At 65.6% G+C, this 21,108-nt stretch carries 17 protein-coding genes and 1 tRNA gene; 6 read left to right on the top strand and 12 right to left on the bottom strand.

Annotation, left to right across the window (positions count from 1 at the left end):
• The first annotated feature begins 51 nt into the window (after nt 1-51).
• Nucleotides 52-1,002, top strand: a complete 951-nt coding sequence (locus AB0362_RS10515) for a manganese catalase family protein (RefSeq protein ID WP_149406394.1) — start codon at nt 52-54, stop codon at nt 1,000-1,002.
• A 52-nt stretch (nt 1,003-1,054) separates the two neighbouring features.
• Here AB0362_RS10515 and AB0362_RS10520 read toward each other — a convergent pair whose 3' ends face one another.
• Together AB0362_RS10520 and AB0362_RS10525 are read right to left on the bottom strand one after the other, a co-directional pair.
• Nucleotides 1,055-2,146 carry a spore photoproduct lyase family protein gene (locus AB0362_RS10520; protein WP_366235546.1) on the bottom strand — a complete coding sequence of 364 codons (1,092 nt, stop codon included), beginning with the start codon at nt 2,144-2,146 and terminating at the stop codon, nt 1,055-1,057.
• 47 nt (nt 2,147-2,193) lie between these two features.
• Nucleotides 2,194-4,719: an EAL domain-containing protein gene (locus tag AB0362_RS10525; protein WP_366235547.1), complete on the bottom strand. Its 2,526-nt coding sequence runs from the start codon at nt 4,717-4,719 to the stop codon at nt 2,194-2,196.
• Nucleotides 4,720-5,032: 313 nt separating this feature from the next.
• On the opposite strand from AB0362_RS10525, the gene AB0362_RS10530 reads away from it, so the two are divergent.
• Genes AB0362_RS10530 through AB0362_RS10545 form a run of 4 tightly spaced genes read left to right on the top strand, consistent with a single transcriptional unit; the run spans nt 5,033 to nt 9,048 of the window.
• Nucleotides 5,033-6,130 carry a DNA alkylation repair protein gene (locus AB0362_RS10530; RefSeq protein WP_366235548.1) on the top strand — a complete coding sequence of 366 codons (1,098 nt, stop codon included), beginning with the start codon at nt 5,033-5,035 and terminating at the stop codon, nt 6,128-6,130.
• Between the two features lie 22 nt (nt 6,131-6,152).
• Complete coding sequence (locus AB0362_RS10535; protein WP_366235549.1) at nt 6,153-7,280, top strand: hypothetical protein; 1,128 nt, start codon at nt 6,153-6,155, stop codon at nt 7,278-7,280.
• Complete coding sequence (locus AB0362_RS10540) at nt 7,277-8,239, top strand: ATP-binding cassette domain-containing protein (protein ID WP_366235550.1); 963 nt, start codon at nt 7,277-7,279, stop codon at nt 8,237-8,239. The genes AB0362_RS10535 and AB0362_RS10540 overlap by 4 nt, the downstream gene beginning before the upstream one ends.
• On the top strand, nt 8,236-9,048 hold the full coding sequence (locus AB0362_RS10545) for an ABC transporter permease (RefSeq protein WP_269595986.1): 813 nt from the start codon (nt 8,236-8,238) through the stop codon (nt 9,046-9,048). Before AB0362_RS10540 ends, AB0362_RS10545 begins: the two co-directional genes overlap by 4 nt.
• Here the strand turns inward: AB0362_RS10545 and AB0362_RS10550 are convergent.
• From AB0362_RS10550 to AB0362_RS10590, 9 genes are all read right to left on the bottom strand, one after another.
• On the bottom strand, nt 9,038-9,847 hold the full coding sequence (locus AB0362_RS10550; protein ID WP_366235551.1) for an alpha/beta fold hydrolase: 810 nt from the start codon (nt 9,845-9,847) through the stop codon (nt 9,038-9,040). The two genes, AB0362_RS10545 and AB0362_RS10550, sit on opposite strands and share 11 nt — an antisense overlap.
• A 21-nt stretch (nt 9,848-9,868) precedes the next feature.
• Nucleotides 9,869-10,912: a zinc-binding dehydrogenase gene (locus tag AB0362_RS10555; RefSeq protein WP_366235552.1), complete on the bottom strand. Its 1,044-nt coding sequence runs from the start codon at nt 10,910-10,912 to the stop codon at nt 9,869-9,871.
• Nucleotides 10,913-11,001: 89 nt separating this feature from the next.
• Complete coding sequence (locus AB0362_RS10560; RefSeq protein ID WP_317549722.1) at nt 11,002-11,268, bottom strand: Txe/YoeB family addiction module toxin; 267 nt, start codon at nt 11,266-11,268, stop codon at nt 11,002-11,004.
• Nucleotides 11,265-11,513, bottom strand: coding sequence for a type II toxin-antitoxin system prevent-host-death family antitoxin (locus AB0362_RS10565; RefSeq protein WP_317809565.1), 249 nt, complete (start codon nt 11,511-11,513; stop codon nt 11,265-11,267). The genes AB0362_RS10560 and AB0362_RS10565 overlap by 4 nt, the downstream gene beginning before the upstream one ends.
• 365 nt (nt 11,514-11,878) lie before the next feature.
• Nucleotides 11,879-11,951 (bottom strand) — tRNA-Thr (locus AB0362_RS10570).
• 85 nt (nt 11,952-12,036) lie between these two features.
• Complete coding sequence (locus tag AB0362_RS10575) at nt 12,037-13,224, bottom strand: DNA polymerase III subunit delta' (RefSeq protein WP_366235553.1); 1,188 nt, start codon at nt 13,222-13,224, stop codon at nt 12,037-12,039.
• A gap of 100 nt (nt 13,225-13,324) precedes the next feature.
• Nucleotides 13,325-16,318, bottom strand: a complete 2,994-nt coding sequence (topA, locus tag AB0362_RS10580; RefSeq protein WP_317549719.1) for a type I DNA topoisomerase — start codon at nt 16,316-16,318, stop codon at nt 13,325-13,327.
• Nucleotides 16,319-16,427: 109 nt separating this feature from the next.
• Nucleotides 16,428-17,015, bottom strand: a complete 588-nt coding sequence (locus AB0362_RS10585) for a hypothetical protein (protein WP_094638632.1) — start codon at nt 17,013-17,015, stop codon at nt 16,428-16,430.
• A 147-nt stretch (nt 17,016-17,162) separates the two neighbouring features.
• Nucleotides 17,163-17,366, bottom strand: a complete 204-nt coding sequence (locus AB0362_RS10590; RefSeq protein ID WP_005248460.1) for a cold-shock protein — start codon at nt 17,364-17,366, stop codon at nt 17,163-17,165.
• Between the two features lie 391 nt (nt 17,367-17,757).
• On the opposite strand from AB0362_RS10590, the gene AB0362_RS10595 reads away from it, so the two are divergent.
• The gene (locus tag AB0362_RS10595; protein WP_366235554.1) at nt 17,758-20,127 is read left to right on the top strand and encodes a DEAD/DEAH box helicase; all 2,370 of its coding nucleotides are present in this window, start codon (nt 17,758-17,760) and stop codon (nt 20,125-20,127) included.
• Nucleotides 20,128-20,330: 203 nt separating this feature from the next.
• Here AB0362_RS10595 and AB0362_RS10600 read toward each other — a convergent pair whose 3' ends face one another.
• Nucleotides 20,331-21,098, bottom strand: coding sequence for an FCD domain-containing protein (locus tag AB0362_RS10600; RefSeq protein ID WP_366235555.1), 768 nt, complete (start codon nt 21,096-21,098; stop codon nt 20,331-20,333).
• Nucleotides 21,099-21,108: the final 10 nt, after the last annotated feature.

A 21,108-nucleotide genomic window follows, 5' to 3' on the forward strand; every position in this document is an offset into this window, starting at 1 on the left:
AACCACTGGGTGAGGGCAGCAAACTTTGCTGGTCGCCATTCGGAGGTTTCCATGTACCTGCACGTTCAGTCACTCATTCACGACATTGCCACCGACGAGCCCGATCCGGCCGCCGCGAACGCCCTCCAGGAGGGCCTCGGTGGACAGTTCGGCGAGATGCGCACGATGATGCAGTACCTGTTCCAGGCCATGAACTTTCGCGGAGCTGCGGCCAAGCCGTACCGCGATCTGATCCAGGGAATCGGCACCGAGGAGATCAGTCACGTCGAGCTCATCGGCACCACCATCTCCCGGTTGCTCGACGGCTCGCCGCAGTACCAGGGCAAGCTGGAAGACCCGTTGGACACGCCCGGTGCAGGCGGGGCCACTCCGTTGAATCTCGCTCTGTCACAGGGCAATATCCACCACTACCTCGTCGGCGCGCAGGGCGCGCTTCCGGTGGACTCCGTCGGCAACCCGTGGAGTGGTAGCTACGTCTACAACTCCGGCAATCTGGTTCTCGACCTCATGTACAACCTGATGCTCGAGTCGACCGGCCGCCTCCAGAAATGCCGGATGTACGAGATGACCGCCAACAAGGCTGCGCGATCGACCATTTCGTACCTGATCGTGCGCGACCAGGCGCACGAGAACGGATACGCGAAGGCCCTCGAAACCCTCGGCGTCGATTGGAAGAAGACGCTGCCGATTCCGAAGACCAACGCCGAGAAGTTCCCGGAGGTCCAGAAATTGGTCGAACTCGGCCTGCAGAGCAAGCAGTACAGCTTCGACCTCACCGGGGCGTCCGAGGCCGGACGCATCTACCAGGGCATGTCGCCGTCCAAGGACGGTACCGACCTCGATGCCAGTGAGCAGGCCCCCGCCGGAGCGCCGATGGAGATCTCACCCGAGCGACTCGAGGAGTTCGCGCCCGGACTGGACACCGACCTCATGGAGCTCATTCAGCAGACGGCCGAGATGGAGATGGCCGATATCGACGCCACGTTCGGAAAGATGAAGTAACTCCGACGCTTTCGTAGCCCGACCTCCATCGCACGACGGAGGTCGGGCTGCGTCAGGTCCAGTACAGCAGCTGCGCTTCGGGTAGGACTGATTCGAGTTCTTCCACGAACCACGTCCGCATTTCCGACATGGTGTCCTTCGGGTAGACGTACTTCACGCCACCGAACTTGTTTCTCTTTGCTGTGCGGGCACTTTCGTCCATCTCGAGCCTCGTCCCCGGATACCAGCTCAACAGCACGTCCTTGCTCGACGGCGTGAATCGGTGGGTGATGATCTCGGCGGTCAGGTCCAGATCGGGAACGTCACCCAACGCCTCGGCGACATCCGAGAGAAGTCGGCCGTACTGCTCTCGCCACCCCGGGATGGGCATGATCGGAGCGATGGTGAGCCCCACTCGATATCCGGCCAGCGCAAGCTGCCGTAGCGCCTCGATTCGAGCAGGCATCCGCGCAGTTCCGCCCTCGAACCGATGCGCGATGTCATCGGCATTGACCGACAAGCGAACTCGGGTACGGCGTCGGTGGTCCAACGTCACCAACTCGGTGACGTCGTCGAACTTGGTCGTGAAGCGCAACGACACGTCATCGCCGTAATCCCCCGCGCCCACTCGACGAACGGCCTCGGCGAGGGATCCGGTCACATGCTCGATACCCAACGGATCCGTATAGCAGGACAACTCGAAAGTGGTTCCCTCGTGCCCACGTTCCTCGGTGCCGGAGGTGATCGTGCCGCGGCCTGCGTAGGTACCGATGCCGGACAGCACGTGGTCGATGTTGGCGAAGACCCTGGTGATGGGCGGCCCGGACAACGACCCCGCCAGATAACAGTACTGACAGTGGGCCGGGCATCCCTTCGCCAGATCGATACGCCAGTCGGCGCTCGGCGGAATCGGTTGTGGTTTCAGCACACTCGGTGGTGCGACCACCACGGCCATCGTCGTCTTGGCTCGCGCGTAGGTCTCTCGCTCGGTCTCGCCGCGTAGACCCGTCAGACGGTCGCCCGGCAGTACGACGATCTCGGTCACGCCGGCCGCCTCGCACCGTCGAACTATTTCCGCAGTGTGGGGAAGCTCCGATGCAGACCGCGTGATCAGGACGCGCGACGGCGTCCAGAGTCGAGTGGGTGCAGAGAGGGTGTCGTCCATTACCTGGAGTCAACGCCCGCACACGGTGGATCCTTCCCGTTTCGGGGTTACGAGACCCAGGTGTTCGACGGTACCTCGGCGGGCCTACCCAACAGATAGCCCTGTCCTTGAACGAAACTCGGCAATGCGTCGAGCTGGTCGGGGGTTTCGATGCCTTCGACCACGCACCCCAGATGCAGATCTCGGGCGAGGTTGATGATCGCCCGAACGATGCTGCTGCTCGTCTCGTCGCTGGTCATCGTGGCGGTGAACGACCGATCGATCTTCACTGCACTCACCGGCAGTGTGGCCAGATACCGCAAACTCGCGAATCCGGTGCCGAAGTCGTCGATGGCGATGCCGACACCCAGCTCACGCAGTTCACCGAGCTGACGCAGCATCGAGGAGCCGGACTCGAGCAGCACCGACTCGGTGAGTTCGAGAATCAGGTCCGCCGGAGCCATTCGGTGCCGTCCCAGAGCCGCGCTCACCACAGCAGCCATGTCCACGTGTTGAGCCTGCCGGGCACTGAGATTGACGGCGATCGTGACGGGGACACCCGAGTCCGAATCGAGCGGGTTCGCCGCGCGCCATCGCACCAGAGTGCCCAGTGCGTCATCGAGCACACGCTCGCCGAGCTCGGAGATCAGACCGGTGTCCTCGGCCACCGGGATGAATCGGTCCGGCGTAATTCCTGCGCCGTCGTCGTCACGTAAGCGCGCGAGTGCCTCGAAGCTCGTGAGCGCTCTGCTGTCCAGGTCGTAGACCGGCTGATAGACGACGTTCAGCCTCGCAGCTCCGCGGTGTTCGGGATCGAGAGCACCCCGCAAGGTCCGCTCGATGTATGCACGCTCGAGGGCGTTCGCGCGCAGCGCGTCGTCGAACAATTCGATCCGGTCCTTACCGAGTTGCTTGGCCCGGTACATCGCGGAATCCGCGTCCCGCAGTACCTCCTGCGCGCTGGCACCCTTGCGAACCAAAACCATGCCCACGCTGGCCGACACCACGTACTGGCTGCCCTGATACACGATCGGCGCGGCGAGAACCGCTCGGATACGCTCGGCGACCCGTTCCGCCAACCCGGCACCGGGAAGCTTGTCGGTTCCACGTTCGGCCGGCAACGCATCGACGACGAGGACGAACTCGTCACCGCCGACACGGGCGATCGAATCGTTGGCTCGCAGCACCGACCGCAGACGTCGCGCAACCTCGACGAGAACCGCATCACCGGCAGCATGCCCGCCGGTGTCGTTCACTCGTTTGAATCCGTCGAGATCGCAGAACAGCACCGCAGCAGCGGCTCCCGTGCTCTCACCGCGTGCGATCGCCGAGCCGATACGGTCGAGCAGCAGCATCCGATTGGGCAGCCCTGTCAGCGGATCCTGCAGGGCCGCTCGCTCGAGCGCGAGCTCTGCCTCGACGACGTCGGTCACTTCCCGCACCACCGAGAGGACCTCCGACACCTCACCCGACGGCCCACGTCGAAAGGGCGTGGTGCGTCGGGACAACCACCGCAGCGAGCCGTCGGCCGCGAGTACCCGATACCGGATACTGACGCTCTCGCCCTCCGGAAGCGACGCCGCGGTTCGGTCCGCCGCTCGGACGACCTCGACATCTTGTTCCACCACCCCGTCCAATCGATCCTCGCCGTCAGTGGAGTCGTCGGACCGACCGAGTCCGAGCCACGGCACCCGACCGTCCTCGACCGCTCCATCCGAAGGTGGTCCGGTCAGCAACGACCGCAGGCTGCGAGAAGCCCACGTCACCCGGCCGGTATCGACGGCGGTGACGGTCGTGATGTCCGGTGAAGCAGTCAACACCGCGTCACGAAAGGCCCGGGCCTGCTCGAGTTCGGCTCGCGCCGCCCGCTCGGCGGAGACGTCCTCGGAGAGCACCATGGCACCGACTATCCGGCCCGAATCATCGCGCAACGGCCTCGCTTCGACCTGAAAGATCGCTCCCGTTCGAGGACTGACGGAATCGAACGAAATCTCCTCACCCGCCACGGCCGCCAGGTAATGCGGCTCGAGCAACGCGAAGGCTTCCGGCGACACCGTGTCTCGGAGCAGCTGCCCCTCCATCCGTCGTGGGTCGTAGCCCTCGGCCACCAGACCGGCACCTTCGACGAGGACGAATCGTAGATCGCAGTCCACGACCAGAACGGACGTGTGCGGCAGGTTGGCTGCCAACTGCCGGTATCGAGCCTCGCTCGCATCGTCGAACATCGAAGGCGAGCGGAGCAACGGACCGTAGAAACGACGCATCCCCAGGTAGATCACACCGGCAAGTGCCGTCGATGCCGTCACCGCAACGTCGAGGGTGCCGCCCATCGACTCTCGCATCGCGTCGAGCATCCCCCCGCCTGAACCTGCAGCGAGATGCGAGGCGTGGCCGTCGAATCCTGTCCACAGGTGCACCGCGTGCACCAGGTGATGCGCGGCGCAGGTCAGGAAGATCGCTGCTGTGGCCACCGCCAACCTGTTGTTGCGCAGCTGTCCGGTCCGCATGAGCCCACGGACGATGAACAGCACGATCCCCAGATACGCGGCAGCGGTGATTCCGTTGAGGACCACCACCCACACCCAGCCGCTCACAGTGCGTGCTCACCGAATCGAGTCCGACAACAGGCGCGCTGGATCCACTCGACACAGACGACGGGCATGACGCGACCCCCAGGGTTGTAGCCCACCGCGCGGAAAGACCGGTCCGGCCGGAGAAACCGAGTCGACCAGCCGCTCAGCACTTTGATATTCGACGAAGGTTATCCCACTCCGATTCCCACAGCCGCCATTGGCGCAGCCCGAGAAATAGGTGTCGGCCTGGTGATTTCACCCTCCCGCGCAGCCCTCGACACAGCGTCGAGCCCCGACGAACCCGTGGAGCAGAGTCGTCGGGTAAGAAGCTCTCATGCCCTTCGCCGACGAACTCCTCGGCCCGGATGCGGCCGGCACGCTGTTTCGGACCATGCGCACCGCCGCTCCGGGCGCAGACCTGTCGGTACTCGAAGGATCGATCGATCGGCTGGGTCCACTCGCGCTTCGAGCCCGCGCAGATCTGTTGCGTGACGGCCTGCTCACGGCACTGCCCGGCACCTACACGGAGTTCGCCCGCATCATCCGACGTGCCGCCACCGATTCCGACTTCCGGGGCTGGGCGGTCTGGCCGGTCACGAGCGCTGTCGCATCGAAGGCCGTCGAGGAGAACACCTCGAGCGCATTCGACGACGGAATGGCCTTGCTCGCCGAGCTCACCGGACGACTCAGCTCGGAATTCGCCATCCGCTCGTTTCTTCGAGCCGACCTGGATCGGTCGCTCGCGATCGCGTCGGACTGGACGACATCCTCGGACGAGCATGTGCGGCGTCTGGCGTCGGAGGGCACCCGCCCGTATCTTCCGTGGTCGGTGCGCGTCCCCGAAATACTCGCGCGCCCGGGCGTCACGGTGGCGATCCTGGACCGGCTCTACCGAGACGACAGTGATTACGTTCGACGGTCGGTCGCCAACCATCTCAACGATGTCAGCCGAGACGTCCCGGACTTGGTCGTCAGGACCACCACTCGGTGGCTCGACAGCCCGGACGCACACACCGAAAAGCTTGTGCGACATGCACTTCGGACGGTGATCAAGAAGGGAAACCGGGACGCACTCGAGCTGCTCGGGTTCGCTCCGGCCGACCTCGAGGTGGACGGGCCCACCCTCGACGTCACGGAGCTGCCCATGGGCGGAGAAGTGGAGTTCACAGCCTCGATCCGCAACGTCGGCGCCGAACCGGCCAAGGTTGCGATCGACTACATCGTGCACCACACCAAAGCCAACGGTGGGGTGACTGGGAAGACGTTCAAGCTGACGACGAGAACGATCACGCCCGGCGACAGCATCGATGTGCGGCGGCAACATTCGTTCAAGCCGCTGACCACACGGAAGTACTACCCCGGCCCACACTCCATCGAGCTCCAGATCAACGGTGTGAGTTACGGTCACGCGGAGTTCACGCTCAGGGGCTAGCGGCGAGCGTCGTGCAGCTCACATGCAGCACCTCGGGTACGTCCGTACGGTCGAAGAGGTGCGCAAGAAGTGGCGGTGGCTGGCAGTGGTGCTCGGCATCGCCGTGCTCGTCGCAACCCCCTCGGTGATCGCGCGCTTGCCCGTCGACCCGTCCGACATCGGCGCGGCCGAACTGCTCGAACAGGTCAAGTCCTCCACCGAGACGCCGTACTCGGGCTACGCCCAGGCGGTCGGCGGTGTCATCATTCCGGTGACCGAGGGGCTCGGCGGCCTGCCGGATCTGCTCGGCGACACCACCTCTCTGCGTGCCTGGTATCGCGCCCCGGACAGCTGGCGCGTCGACACCGTGCGTCTGGCCGGTGAGCGCGGTCTCTACCGGAGCCCGACGCGGCTGTGGAGATGGGACTACGAGCAGAACACGGCCGTGGTGACCCCGGTCCCCGAACCGAGCCTGCGCCTGCCACGCGAGGCCGACCTGCTACCCCCGGAGCTGGGGCAGCGGTTGCTGAGCGAGGCGACCGCGGATGAGGTCACCCGGCTTCCGGCACGCCGGATCGCCGGCCAGGACGCCCCTGGCCTGAGGCTCGTCCCCAGCCAGCCGCAGAGCACCGTCACCGGAGTCGACGTCTGGGTCGACCCCGGCAGCGGGCTCCCGCTGCAGGTCGACGTACTGGGAGCCGGGGCCACCCGTCCGGTCGTCAGCACCGCGTTCCTCGACTTCTCCTCCGCGACCCCCGATGCCGACACCGTCCGTTTCGTTCCCCCGCCCGGTACCGACGTGCAGCAGCAGGACGGTGGCGACATCGCCTCGTTCGCCGACCGGCTCGACACCGCAGGCCTGCCGTCGACCCTGTCCGGCCTCGATCTGCGCCCCCGCGAAGGCCAGGGGTCGGTGGGAATCTACGGCCGCGGTGTGACCGAACTGTTCGCCGTTCCCCTGCCGCGACGCGCCGCGGGCGGACTCGTCGAACAGTTGCAGTCCGCCCCCGGGGCAATCGTCACCGACGACAGCGTCGCGGTGTCGCTCGGTCCACTCAACGTCCTCGTCACCGGACCCACCGACGACCGGCGTCGCTATCTGCTGTCCGGCACCGTCACCGCGGAGACCCTGACGACCGCCGCCCAACAGCTCGGAGGAGCAGCCACATGATCCGCACGACCGGCCTGACCAAGAGCTACGGATCGGTGCGGGCAGTCGACGGTGTCGACCTCGACGTACGCGCCGGCGACATCTACGGCTTCGTGGGCGCCAACGGCTCCGGCAAGACGACGACCGTGCGCATGCTGCTCGGCCTGGTACTGGCGACCTCCGGGCAGATACAGGTGCTCGGCGAAGAGATGCCCCGGCGACGCAGAAGCGTGCTGCCACGCGTGGGGGCGCTGATCGAGAACCCCGCCGCCTACCCCAACCTGTCCGGACGCAGAAACCTCACGCTGCTCGACGCGGCCGGTCCGGGTGGGTCCCGGCGTACCCGGAAAACCAGGGTCGGTGAAGCTCTCGAGCAGGTGGGCCTCGCCGGGGTGGGACGCAGACCGGTCAAGCAGTACTCGCTCGGCATGCGGCAGCGTCTCGGGCTGGCGGCGGCGCTGATGCGTACCCCCGAACTGCTGATCCTCGACGAGCCGACCAACGGACTCGACCCACAGGGAATCCTCGAGATTCGAGAGTTGCTGCTGGGCTTGCACTCTCGAGGCACCACGGTGTTTCTCTCCAGCCATCTGCTGGCCGAGGTGGAGCAACTGTGCGACCGAGTGGGGGTGCTCGATCGAGGTCGACTCGTCCTACAGGACCAGCTGTCCTCGATGCAGCGGTCCACCGGCCGGGTGTCGGTGCGCACCGCCGATCCCGCCCACGCCGTCTCCCTGCTCTCCGGCGTCGACGGGGCCACGGTGCTCGAACGTGTGGGTCAGCAACTGATCGTCGAGCACCGGGACCCAGCCGAGCTGAACCGGCTCCTCGTGGAGGGCGGAGTCCGGGTGAGCGAGCTGAGCGAGCAACGGATGAGCCTGGAACAGTCCGTGCTGGCGGTCACCGGGGCCAGTTCCGACAGAGTCGACGCCCCCGGCGCACTTCGAGACAGCGCCACCCGGACCGAGGTGACCGCATGATCGGCGTCGAACTGCGCGCAATGCTGAGCCGACCCCGCACCTGGGTCGTCATCCTTCTGCTCAATCTGCTGCCGACCATCGTCGCGGGCCTCCTCGCCCTCACCGACGTCGGTCCGCGTCCCGGCGAAGGCCCCGCCTTCCTCTCTGCGGTGACCACCAACGGCCAGCTGTTTCCGCTCGCCGCGCTCGCCATCGTGCTCCCGCTGTTCCTGCCCGTCGCCGTGTCGGTGATCGCAGGCGATGCCGTCGCCGGGGAGGCCCAGGCCGGCACGCTGCGCTACCTGCTCGCCCGCCCGGTGGGACGAACCAAACTGCTGGTGGCGAAGCTGATCTCGGTTGCCGCCTTCGTACTGCTGGCCGTCGTCGTCGTGGCCGTCATCGCATACTTCGTCGGCACGACGCTGTTCGACGTCACGACCCTGGGGGGCGTCTCCAGCGTGTCCGGCACAGTGCTGACCGACGAACAGGTCGCCACGCGCACCGTCATCGCCGTGCTCTACGTGACCATGTCCATGCTCGGAGTCGCCGCCATGGGCCTGTTCCTGTCGACTCTGACCGACTCCCCGCTCGCCGCGACGTTGGGCGCGTTGGCGTTCCTCATCGCGAGCTCGCTGCTGCTGACGCTGGACGCCGCCGACGCCATCGCGCCGTACCTGCCGACGCGATACTGGTTGGCGTTCGTCGACCTGTTCCGCGATCCGGTGCCGACGCGGGACCTGATGCGCGGCGTCGGTGTGCAGGGCGTCTACGTCGTCGTTCTTCTCGGCGCGGCGTGGGCGAACTTCACCACCAAGGACATCACGAGCTGAGACGGCTGCAATCAGCTGCGCCGAGCTGGGTGGTGGAGTCGCCGTCCAACTGGGCAGAGACCATCGCGCCGACCAGAGGATCGCGCGGCAGGTTCCCGTGATCGACGGTCGAGTCCGCACACACGCTCTGAACGGGGATGTTGACGGCCCCGTCGAGTTCGGCCGACGTCGGCGGGGTCACCACCTGATCCAACTCGGTCCAGATCGACACCCACTGCGGCCCCTCCGGGGTCTCGTCCCCGGAGTTCAGGGCGGCGAACGCGGAACTGTCCGGGGCGAGCTGCTGACAGGCGGTCGCGCACTGGTCGGGCACGAACTGGGCCGCCAGAGCCGCCACCTGAGTGCCGTGGTGCGGGGAGCCGAGAGTGACGATGCGTCGGGCCTGCTCGGCACCGCCCAGGTCGGCGGCCCAGAGCCGGGCCACCACCCCGCCGGCGGAATACCCGACGACGTCGACCGAGCTCGCTCCCGTCCGAGTCAGAGCCGCGTCGACGGCGTCGCGCAGGGTCTGCGCCTGCACGGTCAGATCGCCGACGCCACCGTCGGGCAGAGCTACGACGGTGGCGTCGCGGCCGTCCTCACGTAGTTCGGCCGCGAGCACCTCCAGCGAGTCGGTGGATCCGCCGAACCCGGGGATCAGCAGCACCGGGCCGGGAACGGACTGGTCGACGCTCGCGACGGGGTCGTTCGCGGGGCGCGATGCGACGAAGGCCGCCACAGCCGCGACGACCGCGACCAATACGAGGGCGAGTAAGACGAACACGAGACGACGGCGAGCCGGGGCGAGGGAGGCGAACACTCTGTCCAGTGTGCCTGGAGATCACACCTGATCGCGGACCACCGGAGGAACGAGCACGAACTTTCCGACGTGGTCCCTCTCCAGGAAGCGTTGCTGCGCGGCCGCGATCTGCTCCAGCGGAAACGACTCGGCCAACAGGGGACGAATCTCACCGGCTTCGATGTACGACACGAGGTTCGGAAACACGTCCTCGTCCCACGCCGTACAGCCGAGGAGCGTCAGGTCGTTCAGGTACATCGTCCGTAGATCCAACGCGACGACGGGTCCTGCGATCGCGCCGGAGGACACGTACGTTCCCCCACGCACGAGGACGTCGAGCAAAGGGCCGAAACCGTCGCCTGCGACATTGTCGATCACCACATCGACGCTGCGCTTGCCGAGGGCGTCCACCACGTCGACATCGCGCCCGTACACCTCGTCGACGCCGAGTTCGCGGAGCTGATCGTGCTTGGCGCGGCTCGCGACGCCGATCACGCGGGCACCGCGACGAGCGGCGAGTTGCACTGCGGCAGAACCGACTCCGCCCGACGCGCCGGTGATGAGTACCGTCGACCCTCGACGCACCCCCGCGCGGGCGATCATGTTCTCCGCCGTGCCGTAGGCACACGGAATCGTCGCCAGCTCCGCATCGGTCCACCCACAGTCGACCGCGAAGATCTCGCTTGCCGGAACGACGACGAACTGCGCGAACGCGCCGTCCATGTCCGAACCCAACCAGCGCGTCTCGCCCGACGAGAAGCCGTCGACGCGCATGCACGATCGAACCAGGACTCGGCTGCCGACGATGGATTCGTCCGTCGCCGGACTCGCACACACGAGACCGCAGCAGTCGGTGCCCTGAATCAACGGGAAAGGCGTCGCGTCGTTCCACCCGCCGTCCGCGTACCAGCCCACGCGCGTGTTGATCTCGGTGTTGTTCATCCCCGCCGCCAACACGCGAACGAGCACCTCGCCCGGCCCTGGCACAGGTATCGGCACCTCGGACACGACGAGTTTGTCGTACCCGCCGATGCCGGTGGTGACGATGGCTGTCATCAGGTCACCGCGGGTGCTATCGGTTCGCATGAAGTCATCTTGCAGGACCGACGCGACGAACAGGCCGATGGAGCGCTGGCGCTTCGATCAGAGGATCAATGCCCGGGTGCCGAGGTATGTCAGTAGTGGTATCTCGCCGACACGATGACGAGGTCTGGATTGTCGTCGCTCGGAGGCAGGTAGACGAGTCGGTGTTCGGTGTCGATGCGTCGTGACCATGCCCCGGCCAGAGCATATTTCAAGGGCTCGGGCTTGCCGATCCCGGCGTATGGGTCGCGCAAAGTCGCGTCGATCAGTTTGTTGATGCGGGCGACCATCTTCTTGTCGACGACGGTCCAGGACGTGTAGCTGTCCCATCCTTCTTCGGTGAATCGGACCTCGGTCATTCGGCCAGCTTTCTGGGTTTCACCTCCCCGCGGCGGGCCTGCTCCATGCTTTTCAGTAGGTGCGTTGCGTTGGCGGGACTGCGCAAGAGATACGCGGTCTCGACCATCGCGTCGTAGTCGGCCTTCGACATGAGAATCGCGTTGCCTCCCTTGGAAACGATCTCTACGGGGGTGTGATCCTCTACGACCTGTTCGACAAGCGGGAACAGACTCTTGCGGGCTTCGGTGCGAGTGATGGCTGACATTTCGATCTCGGCTCCTCCGGTCCGTGGCGTTGGCGGTCGCCGTCGGACGTGTGCGGCCCGCCGTGCGCGGGCAACTCTCTTCTGTTCGGCCCCGCGTTGCGCGGGAAGTCGCCTTCAGAGCGGAAAGGTACCACTTTCGGTACAGGTACCACAAGCGGTACCGGTCATAGTCGCAGCAACCACACAACGACGACCGGAAGACCGTCAGCACTTACCTCACGGGCCGGCTGGCCGACGCGGAAAGGTCAGCCGATAAGCACGCTCGCGAGCGCGGCGCGACCACATCAGCCGGCCTGACGCTTACCGGAGCAGAACACGAAAAAGCCCCTCACCAAGTCCTACTGGTGAGGGGCTTCTCGCCTCTGAGCCGCCTAAGAGAATCGAACTCTTGACCTTTTCATTACGAGTGAAATGCTCTACCGACTGAGCTAAGGCGGCGTGCCTTTCGGCGTTGGTGAGTCTAACGGAGCATCACGTCGAAACGAAAATCGCCCTCCCTCGAGCCGCGAGGCGGGCTCGGCCCCTAGCGCAGCACGTCGCCCAGCGTCCCGACCAACGCGTAGATGGCGAACTTCGGTTTTGCATTGACTGCCAACGACTCTCGGCATTCGAGGATTGCCTCGATACTCTTCAGCAGCGCCTCGGGCGAGACGGCTTTTGCCATTCGCTCGACCTGCTCGGCCATGTCGGGATGGGTCGCCGTGGCGGTCGATCCGTACGAGCGAGCGAGCGCATCTCGATACAGGCCCACCAGATCCATCAACGCGCGATCGAGTGAATCACGACCGGTTCTGGTGGCCCTCGACTTCTGCCGCTTCTCGAGGTCCTTGAGCACCCCGGCCGAGCCACGCAGCGCGCCCGCCGCACCCTTGCCGGTACCTCCGGCTCCGAGAGCCGTCCGCAACTCCTCGGTCTCGGCCTCGTCGCGGGAGGCGCTCATCTCCTTGGCCTCGTCCTCGGCGGCCTTCACCAGCTCCTCGGCCGCGAGGTACGCCTGATTGGGCCGGGCTGCAGCCGACGCCAGCGTCAGTGCACGTTTACGACGCGCTCGGGCGTCCTCGTCGGTGGCGAGACGACGCGCTCTGCCCACGTGACCGCCGCTGATCGACGCGGCCCACTCGGCCGTCTCGGCGTCGAGCTTGTCGCGGGTCTGCAGCACCTGCGCGATCGCCGGCACCGTGGGCGTCACCAACGAAACGTGCCGGCACCGCGAGCGCAGAGTCACCGAGATGTCCTGCGGATCGACCGACGGCGCACACAGAAGGAACACCGTCTTGGCCGGCGGCTCCTCGACGACCTTGAGCAGCACGTTTCCGGCACCCTCGGTGAGCCGGTCGGCGTCCTCGACCACCACCACCTGCCACAACCCGGTGCTGGGTCGACGCGAGGCGATGGAGACGATGTCTCGCATCTCCTTGGTGCTGATGCTCAACCCCTCGGGCACGACGCGTCGCACATCGCCGTGAGTGCCGGCCACGGTGGTCGAGCAGGCCTGGCAGTGCCCACACCCGGGAGTGCCCTCGGTGGTGCACTGCAATGCCGCAGCGAAGCACAGGGCCGCGATGGAACGGCCGGATCCCGGCGGGCCGGTGAACAGCCACGAATGCGTCATCGCCGACGAGTCGACGCCGGTGCGAGCGGCCACCGCAGCGGCCGTCAGATCGGCCTCGACATCTTCCTGACCGACCAATCGATCGAACACACCCGCCATGCACGCAACCCTAGTGGTTGGGGCCGACAACCCGAACCCGCGAACTCGAAGTTACGGCGGCTTTGAACCGTTTTCACATCCATAACTTCGAGCTCGGCGGTTACTCGGTGTCGGTCTTCTTCGCCGGTGCCTTCTTGGCCGGGGTCTTCTTCGCGGCAGTGGTCTTGGTCGCCGTCTTCTTGGCAGCAGCTTTCTTCGCCGGAGCCTTCTTCGCTGCGGCCTTCTTGGCCGGAGCCTTCTTGGCGGCAGCCTTCTTCGCCGGTGCCTTCTTCTTCACCGGACCACGAGCACGCCTGTCCGCCAACAACTCCGACGCACGATCGTCGGTGATCGACTCGACCTCGTCGTCCTTGCGCAGGCTGGCGTTGGTCTCGCCGTCGGTGACGTACGGCCCGAAGCGACCGTCCTTGATCACCATCGGCTTCTCACTGATCGGGTCGACGCCCAACTCACGCAGCGGCGGCTTGGCTTCGCCCTGACGACCCCGACGCTTGGGCTCGGCGTAGATCTTCAGCGCCTCTTCCAAGGTGACGGTGAACATCTGATCCTCGTCGGCAAGCGAGCGAGAGTCGGTGCCCTTCTTCAGGTACGGGCCGTATCGACCGTTCTGCGCGAGGATCTCTTCCTTGGACTCCGGATCGACTCCGACGACGCGGGGCAGCGAGAGCAGCTTGAGCGCATCCTCGAGCGTGATGGTCGCCAGGTCCATGGACTTGAGCAGAGAACCGGTGCGCGGCTTGGGGCCGGTTGCCTTCTTCGCAGCCGCCTTCTTGGCCGGAGCTTTCTTGGCCGCCGCCTTCTTCACCGCGGTCTTGACGCCACCGCCACCGTCACCGTCGTTGCCGGACGGCACCGGGACGATATCGGGCTCGGGGGGCGTGGGTTCGGGTTCCGGCTCGGGCAGGATCTCGGTGACGTAGGGACCGAAACGGCCTTCCTTCGCGACGATGTCGTGACCGGTCAGCGGATCGACACCGAGCTTGCGTCCCTCTTGCGGTGTGGCGAACAGCTTTTCGGCGAAGTCGATCGTCAACTCGTCCGGCGGAAGATCGTCGGGCAGGTTGGCGCGCTGGCTGATCGGATCGCCGTCCGGATCGTCATCGTTCTTGACCATGCGCTCGAGGTACGGACCGTAACGGCCCACGCGCACATGGATTTCGCGACCCTCGGAGTCGTCGAACAGACGGATGGAGTTGATGGTGCGGGCGTCGATCTCTTCGAGATTCTGGCCGACCATCTTCTTCAGTCCACCGGAGCGAGCCACCGAACCCTCGGCACCGGTGTCGCCGCCGAAGTAGAAGCTCTGCAGCCAATTGCCGCGTCGCTCACGGCCTCCCGCGATGGCGTCGAGGTCGTCCTCCATGCCTGCGGTGAAGTCGAAGTCCACCAGACGCCCGAAGTGCGCCTCCAGCAACGCAACCACCGAGAACGCCACCCACGACGGCACCAGTGCACTGCCGCGCTTGTAGACGTAACCGCGGTCGAGAATGGTCTTGATGATCGACGAATACGTCGACGGCCGACCGATGCCCAGCTCCTCGAGCGTCTTGATGAGCGACGCCTCGGTGAAACGCGCGGGCGGGTTGGTGGTGTGACCGTCGGGGTCGAGCTGGGTGGCGGTGACGGCCTGGCCCTGAACCAGTGCGGGCAAACGTGATTCGGCGTCGTCGGACTGTCCGCCGGCCTGATCGTCGACGCTCTCCACGTAGGCCTTGAGGAAGCCGGCGAACGTGATGGTGCGCCCCGAAGCGGAGAACGTGCACTCCTCGCCGGTTCCGGCCGTTCCGGTGATGCGCAGTGTCAGCGTGGTGCCGCGCACGTCGGCCATCTGCGACGCGACCGTGCGCTGCCAGATCAGCTCGTAGAGGCGGAATTCGTCGGTCTGCAGGGCCGAGTGCAACTGACCGGGTGTCTGGAAGACATCACCGGACGGGCGGATGGCCTCGTGGGCCTCCTGCGCGTTCTTGACCTTGCGCGTGTACTGACGCGGCGACGGATGGACGTACTCCGGTCCGTAGAGCTCGGTCGCCTGGGTACGTGCCGCCGAGATCGCCGACGCGGACAGCGTCGTCGAGTCGGTACGCATGTAGGTGATGTAGCCGTTCTCGTACAGCCGCTGCGCGACGCGCATGGTGCGCTCGGAGCTGAAGCGCAATTTGCGGGCGGCTTCCTGCTGCAGCGTCGACGTCATGAACGGCGGGTACGGCTTGCGGGTGTACGGCTTGTCCTCGGCGGACGCGACCGTCAGGTCGACGCCTTCGAGAGCCTCGGCGAGGCGTCGGGCACGCGGTTCGTCGAGCACGGTCACCGAGTCGGACTTGAGCTTGCCGTCTGCCCCGAAGTCACGACCTGCGGCGACGCGATTGCCGTCGACATTGACCAGGCGGGCTCCGAAGCTGCGCGGGGTGGCGTCGGCTCCGGCGTCGAGCGTGGCGGAGATGTCCCAGTACTCGGCACTGCGGAACGCCATCCGCTCGCGCTCGCGCTGGACGACGATGCGGGTGGCGACGGACTGCACTCGGCCTGCCGAGAGCTTCGGCATGACCTTCTTCCACAGCACCGGGCTGACCTCGTAGCCGTAGAGACGGTCGAGGATACGACGGGTCTCCTGGGCGTCGACGAGGTCTTGATCGAGGTCACGGGTATCGGCGGCGGCAGCGAGAATGGCCGGCTTGGTGATCTCGTGGAACACCATGCGTCGAACCGGGATCTTGGGGTTCAGGGTCTCGAGGAGATGCCAGGCGATGGCCTCACCCTCGCGGTCGGGGTCAGTGGCGAGATAGAGCTCGTCGGCGTCCTTGAGCAGGCTTTTCAGCTCTGCGACCTTGCCCTTCTTCTCGGGCGAGACGACGTACAGGGCCTCGAAGTCGTGGTCGACGTCCACGCCGAGACGTGCCCAGGGCTCACCCTTGTACTTGGCGGGAACGTCCGCGGCACCGCGGGGAAGGTCGCGAATATGGCCGACGGAGGCCTCGACGACGTAGTTGCTCCCGAGGTACGGGGCGATCTTCTTTGCCTTGGTCGGAGACTCGACAATGACCAGACGACGTGGCTCGGCGGAGCTGTCCCCCGTGCCGTTGTTACGTGCTGCCACCTTGCTGCCGAACCTTCCCTAGTGCGTTTTCACAGGCAGATTTGCCTGTCCCACTACTAACAGACTGACATACGTCGGCCAAATACTCGCAGATCAGTCACAGATCGGCCTACTCGGCGTGGGGCCAATTGGTACGTGCGTCCACGTTCTGTGGAGCCTCGCCGACGTTCTCGGTGAGCCGCAGCAGCCGGCGTCGACCGGTGATTCGGAGGCCCGGATTGGACCCACGCGTGCCGATCAGCGTCGGCGCGATGCCCGCGCGCATCAACGACTGAGCGAGGACGGCGTGAGTTTCCGGCGCGTGGGGATCCAGACCGAGCACGTACCGCTCCCCCTCCGCCTCGGGACGACCCGACGCGAGCACCCAGGCGCGCAGTTCGCGAGAACCCGGTACCCAACCGGGCGGGACGGCCTTGACGGCACCCTTGGTCCACAGAGACGCCAAAGCGGACAGTTCGGGCACCGACGCGGTACGCACCAGAGGCCTGTCCTCCTCCGATCGACCGAGCTCCGGCGTCAGACCGCATTGCTCGATGAGTTCGGCGATGGCATCCGCGCGCCACTGAGCGTCGACCACGACCGAAATTCGGGCCGCACCCGCCGAGGTGACGACATGGCCGGTGGCAGCCAGCAGCCCACCGAGATCGGTCACCGCGGGCGGCAACGACTCGGCGGAGAAGAAGGACAGCTGGTTCACAGCATGGACATTAGGACATCGACGCCCGCGCTCACGGCTTTCAGCGCTCCCCGGTGGTTCGTGGAAACGAAACATCCCCCTTTTCGATCGGCCTTGTAGGACCGATGAAAAGGGGGATGACGGTTCTCGACTCCAAAGAGAAGAGAATCAGACTGCGCGAACGCCCGTGGCCTGAGGACCCTTGGTGCCCTGGCCGACCTCGAACTCGACGCGCTGGTTCTCCTCGAGGGTGCGGAAGCCGCTGCCCTGGATCTCGGAGTAATGAACGAAGACGTCAGCGGAGCCGTCTTCTGGTGCGATGAATCCAAAGCCCTTTTCGGCGTTGAACCACTTCACAGTTCCCTGTGCCATGCTTTTCCTTCTCTTTCTAACACCGGATTCGATGGAGCGCACTTTCGGTCCATCGGGCCGGTTCCGACCGCTGCACTTTCTACGAATCCCCCTCAGGATTCCCCCTGACGGACGAGCTCTTCCAGTACCGCGCCCGCAACATTAGATCCTGCGAGCGTAGAACGAACACAGAAGCTGCGACCGCGTCAAGTGAACCATGAACTCCGCGTTCGCAACAGTCGAAAGTCGACCGTTTTCGAACATTTTGTCCGTGTTGTAGAAACGGACAACATCCGACAAGCGAATTGCTGCTTCCACCAGGGCGCGAAGGAGCTGAGCAGGTTCCCGCTAGCATGGGGATGTCGCGAATAGCCCGACGGCGCTTGTAGATCGAACGAATGCATGGAGGCCCGTGAGCGAGAAGAATCCGCTGGGCGGTGCGGATGCCGGGAGCTACGGGCAGCGGTTGCTGGATCGAGTATTGGCGGGATCGCCTGCGAGCGAGAGCCCGTTGACCCACGTCGCCGAACTGCCGGCACGCGCCTCGCAGTTCGCCTCCTGGCCGTCGTGGGTGGGCCCGGAAGTGGTGCAGGTGATCACCTCTCGTGGGATCTCACAACCCTGGACGCATCAGGCACGTGCGGCAACACTCGCTGCCGAAGGCAGTCATGTGGTGCTCTCGACCAGCACCGCGTCGGGTAAGTCGCTGGCGTATCAACTCCCCATCCTCACGACGCTGTCCGCCGATGCCCGAGCGACCGCGCTGTATCTGGCCCCCACCAAGGCCCTCGGTGCCGATCAGCTGCGCACCACGATCTCGATCACCGACGAGTTACGTTCGTTATCAGACGAACTCGCCGAGGTATTCCCCAGCGCGTACGACGGCGATACGCCGATCGAGATTCGCCAGTGGGCCCGTGCGAACGCGCGATGGATCTTCACCAATCCCGACATGCTGCACCTCGGCATTCTCGGCTCGCACGAGCGGTGGTCGCGGCTTCTGCGTAATCTCCGCTACGTGGTGGTGGACGAATGCCATTACTACCGTGGTGTTTTCGGATCCAATGTTGCATTGGTGCTCCGCCGGTTGCGACGCCTGTGCGCACGCTACGGAGCATCGCCGGTATTCGTTCTCGCCAGTGCGACGACCTCCGAGCCGGGGCGGGCCGCAAGTCGTCTCATCGGAGCGCCGTGCGCGGAAGTCACCGAGGACGGATCCCCGCACGGAGCCCGCACCGTCGCACTGTGGGAACCACCGCTGCTCAAAGAGATCACCGGCGAAAACGGCGCTCCGGTAAGGAAATCCGCAGGTGCGGAAGCGTCGCGCATCATGGCCGACCTACTGGTGGAGGGCGCGCGAACTCTAGCGTTCGTGCGGTCCCGGCGCGGAGCCGAGGTGACCGCGCTGGGGACCCAGAGAATTCTCGCCGACGTCGATCCGCAATTGATACGACGCGTCGCCGCCTATCGCGCAGGGTATTTGGCCGAGGATCGGCGCAAACTCGAATCCGACCTGTCCGACGGCACGTTGCTCGGCGTCGCCACCACCAACGCGCTCGAACTGGGCGTCGACATCGCCGGTCTGGACGCGGTGATCGTCGCCGGCTTTCCCGGCACCGTCGCGTCGTTCTGGCAGCAGGGCGGCCGGGCCGGACGACGCGGGGAGGGCTCGCTGTTGGTGCTCGTTGCGCGCGACGATCCACTCGACACATATCTGGTGCATCACCCGGCGGCTTTGTTGGACAAGCCCGTCGAGGCCACCGTCACCGACCCCACCAACCCGTACATCCTGGCTCCGCAGTTGCTCTGCGCTGCAGTCGAACTGCCGATCACCCTCGTCGAGGCCGAGGAGCTGAGCGCAGAATCGGTGCTCGAGGAACTCGAGCTGAAAGGCTATGTGCGCAAGCGTCCGCACGGGTGGTTCATCACTCCCGAGGGGCAGCAGCTGTCGCCGCACGGTGCGGTGAACATTCGCGGCGGCACCGGGGTGCAGGTGGCCATCGTCGACGGCGAATCCGGCCGCATGCTGGGCACCGTCGACGGCGGCCGCGCTCCCGCCACTGCCCACCCGGGTGCCGTCCACATTCACCAGGGTGAGTCGTTCGTGGTCGACGAGCTCGATCTCGATGCCGGTCTCGCACTGGTGCACGCCGAGCAGCCCGAGTGGAACACCTCGGCCCGCGAGATCACCGACATCTCGATCACCGCGGTGCACGAATCCGTCGACTACGGCGAGGTACGCGTCGCACTGGTGCAGGTCAACGTCACCCATCAGGTCGTCGGATATCTGCGACGCCTCCTCTCGGGCGAGGTACTCGATTCCATCGAACTCGACATGCCCGCACAGACACTCGACACCAGAGCCGTCATGTACACCATCACCCCGGAGTTGCTCGAGCACAGCGGAGTTCCGTACGAACGATTCCCCGGATCACTGCACGCCGCAGAACACGCCGCCATCGGGCTGCTGCCCCTGGTGGCGACGTGCGACCGCTGGGACATCGGCGGAGTGTCGACGGCTCTGCACCCCGACACCGGCCTGCCTACGGTGTTCGTCTACGACGGATACGACGGCGGAGCAGGCTTCGCCGACCGCGGTCACGTGGCCATCGCCGATTGGCTCACGGCCACGAAAGACGCCATCGTCTCGTGCGAATGCCAGACAGGTTGCCCCTCCTGTGTGCAATCACCCAAATGCGGAAACGGCAACGATCCACTGGACAAAGACGGTGCTGTTCGAGTGTTGACGGCTGTCTTGGCGGCCATCACTCGGGAGGGGTGAGCGGCCGCCCCAGTTCGGCGGCAAACGCGCGCGCATTCGCTGAACGCGTGCAAAATCGACTGCTGAACGGGGCTATATTGCGCGCATCTGACAAACGCGCGCGCATTCGCGGCGTCCGGCACAAGGCTCGAACTCACGGGCTCACTGCGGAATTCGTCATCTATCCGTAGGTCGACGGGCACCCGAATCTGCGACAGCCGATGCTACGTCGGTTCCGGGCTGTTGCGAATGGACAGGGCCGCAGCGGACGACCGGATGTGTTCTTCGGCCGACTTCATTGCGAGCTCTGCGTCACCGGATTGGACGGCCGCCAGAATCTGCCGGTGTTCGGCATTCAGCTTGTCGGCCAACGAGTCCCAATCCTCGATCTCCAACAGCGCGGCGAGGATCGGCGCACGCATCGACTCCCGGATTGCTGCGGTGAGGGACGCGACGAAGTCGTTACCCGAGGCCTCGGCCAAGGCGATGTGAAAGTTCGTGTCGGCGTCGTTGAAGACCTCTCGGGTGACACCCCGCGCTGCCATGATGTCCACTTCGGCCCTCGCCTGCGCAAGCTTGTCCTGATCGGGGGCCACCGCGGCAAGGTGAACACTTGCCCGCTCGAGCGCAACTCGCGTGCTGATCAAGTCGTCGATCCGAAAGTTGGTCAGCGCGACGTGCAGGCGAAGGAGACGTGTGAGCGCCGGCCGCGGCAGTGCCGCAACGAAGGTGCCGGCTCCGGGACCCGAACCCGGTGACGACCGGAGGATTCCACTGCTTTCGAGGACGCGTACCGCTTCACGGACCCCGGCCCGGCTGACGTCGAGCTGAGCTGCGAACTCCCGCTCGGGCGGCAGCGGATCCCCGACGCGGAGATCGCCCGCCATGATGCGCTCCTCGATCGCGTCGATGACCAGTTCGTGCGCGCGGGCGCGCCGGACCGGCTTCCACGGAAGCGGTTCGTTCTGCGCCCGTCCAGCGTCGTCAGCCATAACGATCATC

The organism is Rhodococcus sp. NPDC079359 (assembly GCF_040702585.1).
Lineage (GTDB): Bacteria > Actinomycetota > Actinomycetes > Mycobacteriales > Mycobacteriaceae > Rhodococcoides.